This is a genomic window from Natronorubrum aibiense (assembly GCF_009392895.1).
Lineage (GTDB): Archaea > Halobacteriota > Halobacteria > Halobacteriales > Natrialbaceae > Natronorubrum > Natronorubrum aibiense.
Window position 1 is genome coordinate 141,450 of record NZ_CP045488.1, and the last position, 14,171, is coordinate 155,620.

Genomic DNA, 14,171 nt, shown 5'->3' on the forward strand with positions numbered 1-14,171 from the left:
ACGACATCAACGGAACGGAAATAGCTCGGGCCGGCGCGTTCCGGCTTTCCGCCGACTCGAGGGCATCCGCGGCAGGAACGTTTTTAGTGATCTTCTTCGACGGCTTGAGTATGCTTGACGGTACCACAGCATTCGTGACGGGAGCGAGCCAGGGACTCGGCCGCGAAATCGCCATCACGTTCGCCGAGGCGGGCGCGAACGTCGCGCTCGCGGCGCGAAGCGACGGGATCGACGAAACCGCGGAGTTGATCGACGCACCGGAGCGAACGCTCGCGGTCGAAACCGACGTCACCGACTCCGAATCGGTCGCCGACGCGGTCGACGCCACCGTCGACGCGTTCGGCGGTCTAGACTGTCTCGTGAACAACGCCGGCATCGCCGGTCCGACCGCACCCGTCGAACGGACGACGGACGAGGAGTGGCTCGAGACGCTCGACGTGAACGTCGTCGGGATGGTGCGAACGGTCCGTGAAGCGGCCCCACACTTCCGGGAGTCGGCCGCCGGAAGCATCATCAACATCTCCTCGATCGGCGGCAAGCGCCCGTATCCGAACCGGACGCCCTACGCCGCCTCGAAGATGGGCGTGATCGGACTCACGCGTGCGCTGGCGTTCGAGTTCGGCGGCAGCGTCACGGTGAACGCGATCTGTCCGGGGCCAGTCGAGGGCGAGCGCATCAGGAACGTCTTCGAGCGACAGGCCGACGAGCGCGGCATCGACGCCGAAGACGTCAAAGACGAACTCCTCGAGAGCTTCGCCATGAACGAGTTGGTTCCACCCGAGGAAGTGGCTGAAACGGCACGACAGCTTGCGGGGCCGAGTTCTCGTCACGTCACCGGCCAGGACATCAACGTCTCGTCGGGCGGAGCCTGGTACTGAGACGATCCGATTCTCGATCGCATCTGTCTTCGCCATTGAACAGGCCGGCACAGCCCTTTTCGCTCGAGCGACCGTAGACGGCCCGTGACAGACGCGACGACCTGGGAGGTCGAACTCCGAGTACCGGACGACGCCGACCTCGAGCAAGCAGGCGAGTCACGAACGATTGCGGTTCGCGAAGACGAGTTCGTCCTCGCCGCCGCCCGGGACGCAGGGATCTGGCTCTCGGCGGACTGCCAGCAAGGATGGTGTATTACCTGTGGGGCGCGGCTCCTCGAGGGCGAGGTCGACCACTCTCACGCGAAGCGATACTATCCCGAAGACGAGGCTGCCGGCTTCGTGCTCACCTGCGTTGCCCAGCCGCGGTCGGACCTCGTCCTCGAAGTCGAACAGTACGGGGCCATGCTCGAACATCGCGCCGACCACGACAAGCCGCCGGGGCGGTCGAAGCTCCGGTAGCAACTCCGCATCACCGACAGAGGTGCACACAACGCTTTCAAGGGATGACGTGGACGCTCGAGACGACCCGATGACGGCTACAGATGCGCCGCCAGTGACTGGCGTCTTACTCTACGATGGCGACTGTCCGTTCTGTTCGGCCGCCTCGACCGCGATGCGCCAACTCGAGACCGTCGGCGCCGTCGCCTGGAACGACCCGGCTGCTCAGGCGTTTCTCGAGGTCCAGTTCGGCAAGCCGCCGTTCGCGCTGTTTTTCGTCGATGGCGAGGCCGAACGGGTCTGGGCCGGTCGGGCGGCGGCCGGCGAACTCTGCCGTCGGGCCGGCATGCCCACCCTCGTTCAGGATATCGTCGACGAGAACTACGAGCGCGTCGCGGACGCGATCCAGTTCGTCGTCGGTGGGGACCGCGAGATCGATCCCTATCACGGCGACTACCCGCTCGCTGACGATGCCGCGGCGCTGTTCGACGACCTCGCGGCCGAAGCGAGTCGGACGCACGTCCCGTCCGGCGCTGGCTCGAGCGACCGCGAGTGGGATCTTCGGGACGAAACCGACAGTTGAGCGCCGAGCGAACCGTTAGTCGACGAACTGATCCAGCGTCGCGTCCAGTCCGTCTCGCACCTCGCTAACCAGCGCGCCGTCGATGTCGAGGCCGAGGACGTCGACGGCGGCACGGCCGACCTGTTCGCGGAGGGCCGCTGGCGAGTAGACGCCGAGTCGCCACTGGGAGTACTGGGCCGCCCGAAGGGCGTCGACCAGCGGCGACTGCTCGCCGAGTCGCCGAACGTCGCCGTTGACGATCACGCGCGATGTCGACTCCGTCATCGAGGGTCGACTCGGGACGTCGAGGATCACACACTCGGGTTCGACGCCAGCCTCGTCAGCGATCTCGCGCTCGAACGCCCGGATCGACTCGTGGTCTGCCTCGATGATCCCGCCGGGGACGTCGTCGATTTCGGCCCACACCGCCCGCTTGAACAGATCGCGCTGGTCCAACCGTCTCGAGAACGCATCCGTCGCCGGACACGAACGGAGGGCGGCGATCAGGTCGTGGTCGTCCATCCGCTGGAGTCGAGCAGCGTCGACCTCGTTGTGTGGCGACTCGAGCAGCCGTTCGGCCCCCCGTCGAAGCATCGCCTTGCTGATCCGGGCGACGCTGTGGCTGTAGACGGTTGGGTTCATCAGCGCCCGCGCGACCAACAGGCTCTCTGCGGCCTGGACGTTGCCCTCGTCTAAGACGAGTTCGCCGTCGACGAAGGTCAGTTCTCGGATCAGCCGGCCGTGATCGATCGTGCCGTAGGGAACGCCCGTGTGGTGGGCGTCCCGGACGAGATAGTCCATCCGGTCGACGTCGAGTTCGCCCGAGACGAGTTGTCCGAATCGGCCCTCGCCAGCCACGAGATCCGCAACCGCTGCCGGCTCTATGTCGTGGTCCCGTAGGACGTCCCCGACCGCGCCGTCGGCTAACAGCTCGTGGACGTCGTCGTGATACCGTCCCGTCCGGCGATGAGTCAGCGACTCCAAATTGTGGCTGAACGGGCCATGGCCGACGTCGTGTAGCAGCGCCGCCGCGTGGACGCGTTCGGCCTGTCTCCCGTCGATACCGAGATACTCGAGGGCTTCACACGCGAGGTGATAGACGCCGAGGCTGTGCTCGAACCGGGTGTGGTTAGCCGAGGGATAGACCAGCGAGACGGTTCCCAGTTGGCGGATGTTACGAAGTCGCTGTAGCTCGGGCGTATCGAGAAGGTCACGCGCTACGCCGTCGATCCGAATGTGGTCGTGGACGCTGTCCTTGATCGTTTTCATACCGTCAGTTCGGCGCTGTCACACAAAAACTGTCGCCGACATCACAGACGGCGACAAAAACGCCCGTCAGTTGACGAGTGACTGCTTACGCACCGCGCGGACGTGTTCCCGACGATGACCGAACTCACGATTCCGCCGGACGCCGACGACAAGCGAGCCGCGGAACTCGTCCGTGAACACGTGGAACCGGGCGATATCGTCGAGATCTGGGATCGCGACCGAACCGGCAGCGACGATCCGAAACACACCGGCGAGGTGACGGCCCTCGAGACGGCATATCTCGAACTCGACGGCCAGCCGCTCGACGGCGGCAGCGTTCGGTACGACGAAATCGGGATGGTGAACCGACTCGAGTCTAGCTGATCGAGACCCACTCGCGTTTCTCGTCGCTCGCTTCGATCGCTTCGAGCACGCGTTGCGCCGCGAGGCCGTCCTGGAAGCTGGGTTCGAACGCGCCGTCGCTTTCGACGGCGCTGAGGAACTCGTAATTCTCGTGGACGAAGGTGTGTTCCCAGCCCAGCACGTGTCCCGGCGGCCACCAGTGGTCGACGTACGGATCGTCCTCGTCGGTGACTAGGATCGTCTCGTAGCCGCGGTTGTCGTCGGCTCGCAGCACCTCGAGTTCGTTCAGCCGCTCGAGGGAGAATCGGAGACTGCCGTCGGAGCCGTGGATTTCGATCGTGTGGTCGTTCTTGTGCCCCGTCGCGAATCGGGAGGCCTCGAGGGTGCCCATCGCGCCGTTTTCGAACTCGACCTGCGCGGAGTAGGCATCGTCGACGGTGACGGATCGCATCTCATCACTTCCTTCTACGGGTCGCTCGTCGACGAACGTCTGAAGGTGGCCGCTGACGCGTTCCATCTCGCCGGCGAGGGCGTCGTCGCCGACGAGGAACCGAAGGAGATCGACCGTGTGGGCGCCGAGGTCGCCCAGCGCACCCGAACCCGCCAGCTCCGCGTCGTTACGCCACGACCACGGTGCCTCGGGATCGACCAGCCAGTCTTGCAGGTAGCGCCCCCGGACGTGGTGAATCTCGCCGAGCTCGCCGGCCTCGAGCAGCCCCTTGGCGTGCTGGATCGCGGGGATAAACCGATAGTTGAACGCGGTGCCGTTGGGAACGCCGGCTTTATCAGCGGCGTCGGCCATCCGTTCAGCCTCGACGAGCGTTGGCGCGAGCGGTTTCTCACAGAAGACGGATGTGCCGGCCTCGAGCGCGGCGATCGAGGGCTCGGCGTGGACGTGGTTCGGACCGAGGTTGTAGAAGACGTCGACGTCGTCGACGACGGCTTCCCAGTCGGTCGCGATCGACTCGAATCCAAGCTGGTCCGCCGCGTCCGAGAGCGCGTCTTCGTCGCGGCCGACGAGCACGCTTCGCTCGACGTCCGGCGCGTCCGGGAAGAACATCGAGAGCCGCGAGAGGGCGTTTGCGTGGGCTTTTCCCATAAACCGGTAGCCGAGTACACCGACTTCGAGCGTCATATACACTCGTTCACAATAGGTGTAGTTAGTGTTTTTCGTCACGAGTGACAGTCTCACGATCCGTGACGAATCGACTCGAAAGACGGTCGGGATAGCGACGCGCTACTCGGCCCAGTAGGCTTCGCCGGGCTGTTCGCGGAAGACCGCTCGTTCGAGGAGGTCGACCGCCTTTTCCAGTCCTTCGCGAGAACTGGTCAGCGAGTCCTCGTGTTCGATGCTCAGCGCGCCGTCGTAGCCGACCATTCGCAGCGTCGAGACGACGTCTTTCCAGTGGTCTTCGCCGTGGCCGTAGCCGACCGAGCGGAAGAGCCACGAGCGATTGGATTCGTCGTCGTAGTCGGTCGTGTCGAGAACGCCCTTCTCGCGGGCCTGTTCCTCGTAGATCCGCGTGTCCTTGGCGTGGAAGTGGTGGATCGCGTCCCCGAGGTGTCGGATCGCGTCGGTGATCGAGATGCCCTGCCAGTACAGGTGCGAGGGGTCGAAGTTCGCGCCGACGCGTTCGTTCGTCGCCTCGCGCAGGCGAGCCAGCCCGTGGGGTTCGTAGACGAGCATGTTCGGGTGCATCTCGAGCGCGAGGTCGACGCCGTGGTCGTCGGCGAACGCCGCGAGGTCGGTCCAGTACTCGATCGCAACGTCCCACTGGTACTCGTGGGCGTCGGCGTGTTCGCTCGGCCACGGCGCGGTGATCCAGTTCGGTACCTCGTCGTTGGGGCCGCCCGCGGGCAGGCCCGAGAAGCAGGTGACGGTGTCGACGCCGAGCTGGTCGGCGAGGCGGATCGCTTCACGGAGTTCGGTGTCTGCGGTTTCGGCTTGCTCGTCGTCTGGATGGAGCGGGTTGTTGTGCGTCGCGAGGGCGCTGATTCGCATGTCGTACTCCGCGAGGAGGTCGTGCAGTTCTGTCTGGGCGTCCTCGTCGTCGAGGTAGTCCCGGCGGACGAGGTGGGCATCGCCGGGGTAGCCGCCGACGCCCGGTTCGATCGCATTGACGCCGATTTCGGAGAGATAGTCGAGGGCTCCCTCGAGCGATTCGTCTGCCAGTGGCGGGGTGTGAACGCCGATATCCATACGTTTGACACGAGGGTCTTGCCCAGTATAAATTCATCGAATTAATATAGTAATTTAATCATAGAGGCGTCGCTACGTGCCGATTTCTGTCTCGTACAGGGGTGTCCACCGACTCGAGTCGAATCGAGCGAGCGCGTGGCCGGTCCGGTTAGTGATCCTGTGGTGGCGCGTTCAGGGAAACCGTCTGCCCGTGCTCGCTCGAGCGATAGATCGCGTCGACGATCCGCTGGACCGTCAGCGCCTCCTCGACACCGCCACCGATCCCGCGATCGGCGTCGATCGCCTCGAAGAACGCGCGCTGTTCGTCCGCGTGCGGGTCGTTCTCCCGCGGTTCGATCGTCGAGTCGACGAAATGATCCGCGCCGTTGGAACTCACCGAGTGGAGTGTGAGTTCGTTCTCGAGCAGGTTGAATCGAGCCGCGGCCTCCGTCCCCCGGACGACGAACTCGTGGGTCGGTGGTCGATTCGTCGCCCACGCGACCTCGAGCGAGATCGTCCGGTTGTCCGCACAGCGGATGAAGCTGCTGGCGGAGTCGTCGACGTCGAACGCATCGGGACCACTGTCGTCGCCCCACATCTCGAGGTAGGTGTAGTCCTCGTTGGAGCCAAACGTCGACCGGGTGACGCCCGAGACTTCCTCGACAGCCGGGTTGCCGAGCAAGTACAACGCGAGGTCGATGGCGTGCACACCAAGATCGATGAGCGCGCCGCCACCGGAGATCTCACGCTGGGTGAACCACGAGCCGCGGCCGGGGATTCCGCGCCGACGGACGTAGTTGGCCTCGATGTGTGTGATCTCGCCGAGTTCACCGCTGTCGATCCGCTCTCTGAGGAGTCGGACCGTATTCCGGAATCGGTTGTTGAAGCCGATCATGCACGTCCCGTCGGTCCGTTCGGCCGCGGCGGCGATCCGTTCGGCACTCTCGAGGGAGTGGGCCAACGGCTTCTCGAGGAGTGTATGGAGGTCACGCTCGAAGGCGTCGGCGGCGTAGGCCTCGTGGAACTTGTTCGGAGTCGTGATCACGACGGCGTCGACGACGTCGTAGAGGTCGTTGTGGTCGTCGTAGACGTCGACGCCGTAGCGCTCGGCGAACCGGTTACGAGCCTCGGCTGAGACATCCATCCCGCCGACGAGCGGGACGCCGAGCTCCTCGAGTCGATCGGCGTGGTACTGGCCGATGTTGCCGAGGCCGACAATGCCGGTTCGGACGGCTGGTGGCTCCGACGTCATCGATCCTCCGTCGGGGCGGCAGTGGTACGCACTCGCTGTGGACGGGCGGCGATGCTGCGCTCAGTACAACTGCTCTTCACGTTCTTGTCTCTCATTGTCGTGTTCCTGTTGTCGGCTGCGTCGGGTACTCGCGCGTCGATACTGCTGGATCGCGGGGAGGAGCTTGTTTTTGATGTCGAGTGCGAACGAGACGATCCCGTAGATCCAGAAGAAAAACAGGACCGTTAGCCCGCCGTAGTAGACGAGGGCAACGACCTCACTCATGCTGCCCTCCCGAGTCGGCCTCCGGTGCCACACTCGCCGTCGGCGTGGCGTCCGAGAAGTCAGCGATCCCGTGGGTGATCGCCTCGCCCGAGGCCGTCTCGAACAGGTGCACCTTCGAGCGATCGAGGACGACCGAGACGGATTCGTCCTCCCCGATCTCGGTGTCCGGATCGACGCTCATCAGCAACTGGTTCGATGCGGCCGACGCCTCGTCGCTGGTCATCATCTCACTGCTCGCGCCGTCGAGCGAGAGATAGATGAAGATCTCGTCGCCCATCGGCTCGAGGACGTCCGTTCGTGCCTCGATCGTCTCGGACGCACTCGTCGCCGAGTCAGCCTCGCGCTCGAGGTAGATGTCCTCCGGACGAATCCCCATCGTGACGTCGTCGTCGACCGTCTCGAGGTCGTCGGAATCGAACTCGAGGTCGAAGTGGTCGGTCGTGAGCCCGTCGCCGGTCAGGTCGCCCTCGACGAAGTTCATCGACGGGGAGCCAATAAAGCCGGCGACGAACCGATTTGCGGGCTCGTTGTAACAGACCAGCGGCGGATCGATCTGCTGGAGTTCGCCGGCGTTGATGACCGCGATCCGGTCGGACATGGTCATCGCCTCGGCCTGGTCGTGGGTGACGTAGATGATCGTCGTATCCAGCTGTTTGTGGAGTCGCTGGAGTTCGGTTCGCATGTGAACGCGCAGCTTCGCGTCCAGATTGGCGAGCGGTTCGTCCATCAAGAAGACGTCAGGTTCGCGGACGATCGCTCGCGCGATCGCGACCCGCTGTTGTTGTCCGCCCGAGAGTTCGCTCGGCTCCCGGTCTAACATCCCCTCGAGCTGGACGACGTCGGACGCCCGCTGGACGCGACGGTCGATCTCGTCTTTGTCGTACTTGCGCAGCCGGAGGCCGAAGGAGATGTTCTCGTAGACGTCCATGTGGGGGAACAGCGCGATGTTCTGAAAGACCATCGAGACCCCACGGTCTTTCGGCGGCAGGTTAGTGACGTCGGTGTCGCCGATCGTCACCGTTCCATCCGTCGGTTTCGTCAGCCCGGCGATGGTTTCCATCGTCGTCGATTTCCCACAGCCGGAGGGGCCGACGAGACAGACAAACTCGCCGTCTCGAATCTCGAGATTCATCTCGTTGACGGCGATGATATCTTCATAGCGTTTCGTTACGTCGTCTAAGTGTACTCGTGCCATAATTACTCTTTGAGTGCGCCTTCGGTCAGTCCGCTCACGATCTTTTCCTGTGCGACCACGACGATGATCAACATCGGCAACACGCCGACGATACTCGCGGCTGCCATGAGGTTGAAGTCCGTCGTGTACTGGGTCTGGTAGCTCAAGATCCCGCCAACCAGCGGCGACCACTGCTGGGGCTGGTTCTGTAACGCCATAATCGAGCTGAAGAAGTACTCGTTGTAGACGGCGATGAAGGTCAACACGGCAGCCGTGGCGACGCCGGGTGCCGAAAGCGGCATGATCACGCGGAACAGCGCGCCCAGTCTGGTCGTTCCTTCGACGCGTGCTGCATCCTCGAGTCCGTCCGGAATCTGCGAGTAGAACGTGGTGAGGATGAAAATCGACAGCGGCAGGAACAACGCGCTGAAGGGCATGATCATCGACCCCGGCGTGTTGACGAGCCGCGGTGGCGAGAACAGCTCGATCCCGAGGAAGGGAACGACGACTGCGTTCCCGAGGAACGCATCGAACAGCGGGATCAGGAACGCCGCCGGCGGGAAGTACGATACCGCCAGAATGGCGAGCATCATCAGGCCGCGGCCGGGGAACTCGAGGCGGCCGAAGACGTAGCCTGCGAGGCTCGCGAGCAACAGGACGATGATCGTCGTCGTCGTCGCGAGCACGAAGCTGTTGAACACGTAGAGGTGGAACGGGACCTGCTGGAACACCTCGACGAACGCGGCGATGTTGAACCCCTGTGGCGTCGGGAACGGGACCTCGCCCAGCAGGGGGATGGAGACGTTCCAATCCGCCTGTCGGACGCTGGGTGTCAGTGCCAACACCAACAGCCAGTAGAACGGGAACAGCGTCGTGACGAGGAAAAACGCCGCCGCGACGTAGAACAGCGCCTTGTACAGGCGTTTTCGCTTCTCGCGGTCGTTGACGACGCCGTTGGTCCACCGCTCGAGCGGACCCATATCGTCGTCCGATTGGGACGCAGATTCGGGTGCAGTTGCCATCTCAGAAGCCCTCCTTGTACTGCTGGTAGATGACGCCAAATACGGCCACGGCGATGATGCCGGCCGTAACGAACGCGACGGCGGCCGCGAGGCCGCGGTTCGTGTTGAACGTCGCGACGACCATACACGATAGCGACGGGACGGTCGTACAGCCCGACACCGAATCGATGAGGCCGTAGATCCGCATCGCGTCGATGGTACGGAACAACACTGCAATCCCGAGGGCAGGCAACACCAGCGGGAACGTGATCAGCTTGAACTGCTGCCACTTGGTCGCGCCGGCGACTTTCGCCACGTCGTAGAGGCTCCGGTCGATGCTCTGGAGGCCGGCGAGGATGAGCAACGCCATGAACGCCGTCGTTTTCCAGATGTCCGCGACGGTAACGATCAACAGCGAACTCATCGGGTCGTTGAGCGTGTTCGTCGGCGCGACGATGCCCCAGTTCGCCAGCGGCTCGGTCAGGAACCCGGCCGACGGGTGGAACATCAGGTAGAAGATCATTCCCTGAATGACGATCGGGATCGCCCACGGGATGATGATCGCGGCGCGAACCCAGCGCCGACCACGGAAGTCCTGGTCGAGAACCAGTGCCTGCCCGAAGCCGATGATCGTCTCGAAGAAGACGCTCACGACGGTGAATATCAGCGTCACGGCGAGCGCGCTTCGGAGCAGTCCATCGACGTGGACGAATGGGAAACTCCCGCTCGTGCTCACGTCAGGCAGGAACGTCGTCGAGCCGGGGAACCGCGGGCTCGCGCCGCCGGTGAACAGCTGAATGTAGTTCTCGAGGCCGACGAACTCCGGATCCGAGAGCACGTTCTGATACAGCGACAGCTCGAACGTCCGCAAGAGCGGATACAGCGCGACCGTCCCCAGCAGGATCATCACCGGCGTCAACAGCAGGTAGGCGAACCCCGTCTCGCCGAGATTCTCCATCCAGCGTGTAATCGCGACGACTGGCCCCGAACGGTTCGATTTCCGAGTGGGGCCCGTCGTTCGGTCTTCTGTACTCATTGTTACTCTTCCGTGGATTCGAGTCCGTCTTGCAGATCGGCCGCTGCGTCCTCGGGGCTCTTATCGCCCGCAACGGCGAGGTTGACCTCCTCGGCGATGAGACTGGACTGGTCCGGCCACACCGTCGTCACGGGACGGGGCATCGCGTTCTCCCCGGCAACGCGCAGCGTCTGCATGTAGTTGCCCATCGGCTCGACCGATTCTGCGTCCTCGGTGTCGAACAGGGCTGGCTTCGGTGGAACCCAGCCGTAGAGGTCGAACATGCCGAGGTTGAACTCGTCGGTCATCGTCGCACGGATAACCTCGAGTGCCTCCTCTTTGTTCTGGGAGTTGGGGTTGAGGACGATGTGCCAGCCGCCGAGTGCGGACGTCGAGCCGCCCGTTCCGGGCTGGGCGGCCTCGTCTTCGGTCACGGCGTATGGCATCGGCATCGCGCCGTAGTTGTCGACCGTGAGGTCGTCGCCTTCCTCGCTCTCGAGGTTCGTGTTGATCGCATATGGCCAGTTGCGCTGCATGACCGCTTCGCCCGACAGGATCGCTTCACGGGCGTCTTCTTCCTGCCACGAGGTGATGTCCGAGCTGGCGAGGCCGAGTGGGTACTCGTCCTCGAGGGTGTGCTCGTCGGCTTCCTCGGCGACGAACGTCCGCATCATCTGCAGCCCTTCGATGAACTCCGGTTCGTCGACGGTCACGTCGCGCTCGCCAACCGGACCGAAGAGGTTGTCGAAGCCGCCGAAGTAGGCGCCGCCGAACGAGGACATGACCTCGTTCCACGTACAGCAGGACGTACCCTCGTACTGGTCCCACTGGGTTGCGAGCCCGTACTCCGCGTCGGAAGCCTCGACGATCTCTTCGGTGAGCTCGGCCCACTCCTGCCAGGTCATCGGCTCGGTGGCCCACTCCTCGAAGTCGCTGTCGTCGTAGCCGGCCTCCCGTGCGTAGTCCTTGCGGTACTGCATCGTCGGGTAATCCGGGAAGATCGGAACGCCGTAGAGGTCGCCCGTCTCCGGATCGCGAGCCGTCTCGGTAAAAGACTCGAAATACTCGTCTTCGACGAGCGAGAGGTCCTCGTCGTCGAGTTCCTCGCTCAGGTTGGCGATGTGGCCGCGCTGGATGAAGACGTTCACCCAGCCGTTGTCCATCAGGAACAGGTCCGGCTGTGTTTCCTCAGCCTGGAGCAGGTTTGTGTACGAATCCCGTCGCTCGCCCGTGTCCTCGTCGCCGGGCTGCAACTGGATGTCGATCCCGTCAGCTCCGTTGTCCTGCAGCAGTTCGACGATTTCGTCACCGACTGCGGCTTCGGCGTTGGGGTCGATCCCCCAGACGACGGCGTCTTCGGACGCCGAATCGCCGTAGATACAGCCCGCGAGACCGACTGCGGCCCCGCCTGCACCCGCCGCTTTGACGAACGTCCGCCGTGAGACGCTCGAGTCGTTCTTCTCATTCCCCTGTGAGTTTCTCTCACTCATAGGAAAGAATATGACAGTCTCTCCTATTTATAACTACTGATGGAGTACAACAGGTGTAGTTAACAGAGCATGTTACGAACACCCACTAGGTGGCTGAGACGCGACTATCGCTTCGAGTAGCCACACGGCTCAGTGCGACGATGTGCCCGGTAGAAGTCTACTGACGGCCGCGCTCAGTCGATCGACTCGAGAGTGAGCTGGATCGCTTCGAAGTCTTCGATCATCGCCCCCCAGCCACCGACGGTGTAGGTACCGTCGTCGGTCTCGAGCGTCAACGAGGCTTCCCCGGCCAGTTGGGTCAGCGGCGTCTCGCGGTCGTCGTCGGTCGAGACGCCGGCGTAGGTGACGTCGACGACCGTCCCGCGTTTGGTTACCTCGTAGCCCGTGTCCGTCTCGAAGCCCTGAATCGTCATCTCGACGCGACGGCCGTCCTCGAGCAGCGGGACGACATCCCGAAGACACTGGCGAAGGTCGACGTACGTGATGGGCGGCTCGTCATTGCGCGCCGAGTAGATCGTCTCGTAGACCTCCCAAAGACAGGTCTGGAAGTACCAGTTGAAGACGTAGGCGTGGGTTCGGTCGTCGATGATAACGCCGTACTCGTTTGTCGATCCGCCGTGCGGTGAGAAACACGTCCACGAGCGGTCGATCAACGCCAGAAACGGCGATGGGATGTCACGGTAGCAGGCCTCCGTACACGTCCGGGAGAGTTCGTCGGTCGAGGGTAACTCCGGCTCAGTCCCCATCTGTGGGAACAGACACACCTTCACGTTGACGCCGTTCGCCGTCGCGGTCGCAAGCGCGTCCGAAAGGTCACGAAACTGCGATGGCGTCAGGCCGATCTGGACCTGACTTGTGGCCGCTCGAATCAGCTCGTCGGCCTGCGCTAAGACAGTATCGAGGCGTTTGACGATGCTGACTTTGTGATCTTCGATGTCCGGGCGACTCCAGCGATCTTCGATCTCCTCGGCTGCGGTCTCGAACCGGTTGGCGCGCGAGCGCAGATCCGCGAGTACGTCTGCCGGATCGTGCGCTCGAGCGTGCAGACTGTCCTGTTCGTACGTTTCGATGTAGCCGTCGTCCTCGAGATCGCGCAGGACGTCATAAATTCGCGGGTCGGGCACCGAACTGGCCTGTGCGATGTCGGTCGCTGAAGCCGAGCCGAGGCCGAGCAGTGTCACGAACGCGTCGGCCTGATACGGCGAGAGGCCCGCGTCCTCGAGGATTTCGGTGAGTTCGTCACTGTCCATCGGGAATCATCACCTGCAGTGGTATTTGGAGAAGTGGCGACCGGTCGCAGTCCGCCGAGTGACGCTGCTTGCGGTCACTCGGTATGGGTCGATGTATCGCACGTGTGTTCATCACTGACTGAACCTTAGACCTGTTACAAAAAAAGCTACTGCTGGCGCTACACTCAAGACAGTGCACTCGGAACGCATGGTCCATGACCGATCTCAGAGAGTGGATTCGGCGGCGCGAGTACACCGGCGAGAACCGGTGTTGGCCCTGTACGATCACGAACGGCGTCTTGGTGGCGATCGCCGTCGGTGGCCTATCGCTTCTGGGCCGCCGGACCGCCGCGAAAGCGGTCGCCGTCGCCGGCACAGTCGCGATCGCCCTTCGCGGCTACGTCGTGCCGTACACGCCACGGTTCGCGCCCGCACTCGTCGCCGCGCTCCCGATCGACCCGTTCGACCACAGCCGCCCGGTCGCTGCCACGGGTTCGCTCTCGGACTCGAGCGGCGCGTCCACCGATGCCGGCGATGCCGCCGAGCCGACCGGCGAAGCCGTCCTCACGGCGCTCCTCGAGGCGGGTGTCATCGTCCCCGAGGGCGACGAGATTCGGCTCGCAGACGACGCGCGTGACGACTGGCGACACGAGATGCGATCGCTTCGGGAGGCCGAGATGGCAACGCTCGCACGGATCGCCGACGACCAGACCGACGCGTCGATCGACGCGCGAGCGAGTCGAAGCTGGGGCCGGTCGGTGCTCGTCCTCGAGCGCGACGGCGGCGTGCCGGTCACGCTTCGTCGCGGCGTCGCCGTCGCCGAACTCGCGGCCGCACGCGCCCTCGAGTCTCACGTCGAGTCGGCCCCGATCCGCCGGGCAGCCGGCCGGCCGCTGCGCTCGCTGCTCGAGGCGTGTCCACTCTGTGGGGACGAGTTGACGATCACCCAGTCGAGTTGCTGTGGCGAAACGACGCCGATCGGCCAGACGCCGTCGGAAAAGCTGGTCTGTCCCGCCTGCAACGAACGGTTTTTCACGTTCGACGACCGCGAGTAACGCGCGCTCGGGTCGACGCTCGC

15 protein-coding genes are annotated in these 14,171 nt (G+C 63.8%); 5 read left to right on the forward strand and 10 right to left on the reverse strand.

Annotated elements, in window-relative coordinates; genetic code table 11:
• Positions 1-110 precede the first annotated feature (110 nt).
• From GCU68_RS00750 to GCU68_RS00760, 3 genes are all read left to right on the forward strand, one after another.
• Complete coding sequence (locus GCU68_RS00750) at positions 111-878, forward strand: SDR family NAD(P)-dependent oxidoreductase (protein ID WP_152938567.1); 768 nt, start codon at positions 111-113, stop codon at positions 876-878.
• A gap of 84 nt (positions 879-962) precedes the next feature.
• The gene (locus GCU68_RS00755) at positions 963-1,337 is read left to right on the forward strand and encodes a 2Fe-2S iron-sulfur cluster-binding protein (RefSeq protein ID WP_152938568.1); all 375 of its coding nucleotides are present in this window, start codon (positions 963-965) and stop codon (positions 1,335-1,337) included.
• Between the two features lie 70 nt (positions 1,338-1,407).
• Positions 1,408-1,899, forward strand: coding sequence for a thiol-disulfide oxidoreductase DCC family protein (locus GCU68_RS00760; RefSeq protein WP_152938569.1), 492 nt, complete (start codon positions 1,408-1,410; stop codon positions 1,897-1,899).
• Between the two features lie 15 nt (positions 1,900-1,914).
• Here the strand turns inward: GCU68_RS00760 and GCU68_RS00765 are convergent, their stop codons facing one another.
• A complete protein-coding gene (locus GCU68_RS00765) occupies positions 1,915-3,147 on the reverse strand; it encodes an HD domain-containing protein (protein WP_152938570.1) in 1,233 nt (410 codons plus the stop codon).
• Between the two features lie 114 nt (positions 3,148-3,261).
• On the opposite strand from GCU68_RS00765, the gene GCU68_RS00770 reads away from it, so the two are divergent.
• The gene (locus GCU68_RS00770) at positions 3,262-3,510 is read left to right on the forward strand and encodes a hypothetical protein (RefSeq protein WP_152938571.1); all 249 of its coding nucleotides are present in this window, start codon (positions 3,262-3,264) and stop codon (positions 3,508-3,510) included.
• Here the strand turns inward: GCU68_RS00770 and GCU68_RS00775 are convergent.
• From GCU68_RS00775 to GCU68_RS00815, 9 genes are all read right to left on the reverse strand, one after another.
• A complete protein-coding gene (locus GCU68_RS00775; RefSeq protein WP_152938572.1) occupies positions 3,503-4,624 on the reverse strand; it encodes a Gfo/Idh/MocA family protein in 1,122 nt (373 codons plus the stop codon). The genes GCU68_RS00770 and GCU68_RS00775 overlap by 8 nt on opposite strands.
• Before the next feature lie 102 nt (positions 4,625-4,726).
• Positions 4,727-5,689 carry a sugar phosphate isomerase/epimerase family protein gene (locus GCU68_RS00780; protein WP_152938573.1) on the reverse strand — a complete coding sequence of 321 codons (963 nt, stop codon included), beginning with the start codon at positions 5,687-5,689 and terminating at the stop codon, positions 4,727-4,729.
• Positions 5,690-5,837: 148 nt separating this feature from the next.
• Positions 5,838-6,920 (reverse strand): Gfo/Idh/MocA family protein, encoded by a 1,083-nt coding sequence (locus GCU68_RS00785; RefSeq protein ID WP_152938574.1) that lies wholly within the window; start codon positions 6,918-6,920, stop codon positions 5,838-5,840.
• A 60-nt stretch (positions 6,921-6,980) separates the two neighbouring features.
• A complete protein-coding gene (locus tag GCU68_RS00790) occupies positions 6,981-7,184 on the reverse strand; it encodes a hypothetical protein (RefSeq protein ID WP_152938575.1) in 204 nt (67 codons plus the stop codon).
• Positions 7,177-8,379, reverse strand: a complete 1,203-nt coding sequence (locus tag GCU68_RS00795; protein ID WP_152938576.1) for an ABC transporter ATP-binding protein — start codon at positions 8,377-8,379, stop codon at positions 7,177-7,179. Before GCU68_RS00795 ends, GCU68_RS00790 begins: the two co-directional genes overlap by 8 nt.
• 2 nt (positions 8,380-8,381) lie before the next feature.
• Positions 8,382-9,380 (reverse strand): carbohydrate ABC transporter permease, encoded by a 999-nt coding sequence (locus GCU68_RS00800; protein ID WP_152938577.1) that lies wholly within the window; start codon positions 9,378-9,380, stop codon positions 8,382-8,384.
• Position 9,381: 1 nt separating this feature from the next.
• The gene (locus GCU68_RS00805) at positions 9,382-10,395 is read right to left on the reverse strand and encodes a carbohydrate ABC transporter permease (protein ID WP_152938578.1); all 1,014 of its coding nucleotides are present in this window, start codon (positions 10,393-10,395) and stop codon (positions 9,382-9,384) included.
• A gap of 2 nt (positions 10,396-10,397) precedes the next feature.
• Positions 10,398-11,864, reverse strand: coding sequence for an extracellular solute-binding protein (locus GCU68_RS00810; RefSeq protein ID WP_152938579.1), 1,467 nt, complete (start codon positions 11,862-11,864; stop codon positions 10,398-10,400).
• Between the two features lie 173 nt (positions 11,865-12,037).
• Complete coding sequence (locus GCU68_RS00815; RefSeq protein WP_152938580.1) at positions 12,038-13,114, reverse strand: TrmB family transcriptional regulator; 1,077 nt, start codon at positions 13,112-13,114, stop codon at positions 12,038-12,040.
• Between the two features lie 194 nt (positions 13,115-13,308).
• Between GCU68_RS00815 and GCU68_RS00820 the strand changes: the two genes are divergently transcribed.
• Complete coding sequence (locus tag GCU68_RS00820; protein WP_152938581.1) at positions 13,309-14,148, forward strand: hypothetical protein; 840 nt, start codon at positions 13,309-13,311, stop codon at positions 14,146-14,148.
• Positions 14,149-14,171 lie beyond the last annotated feature (23 nt).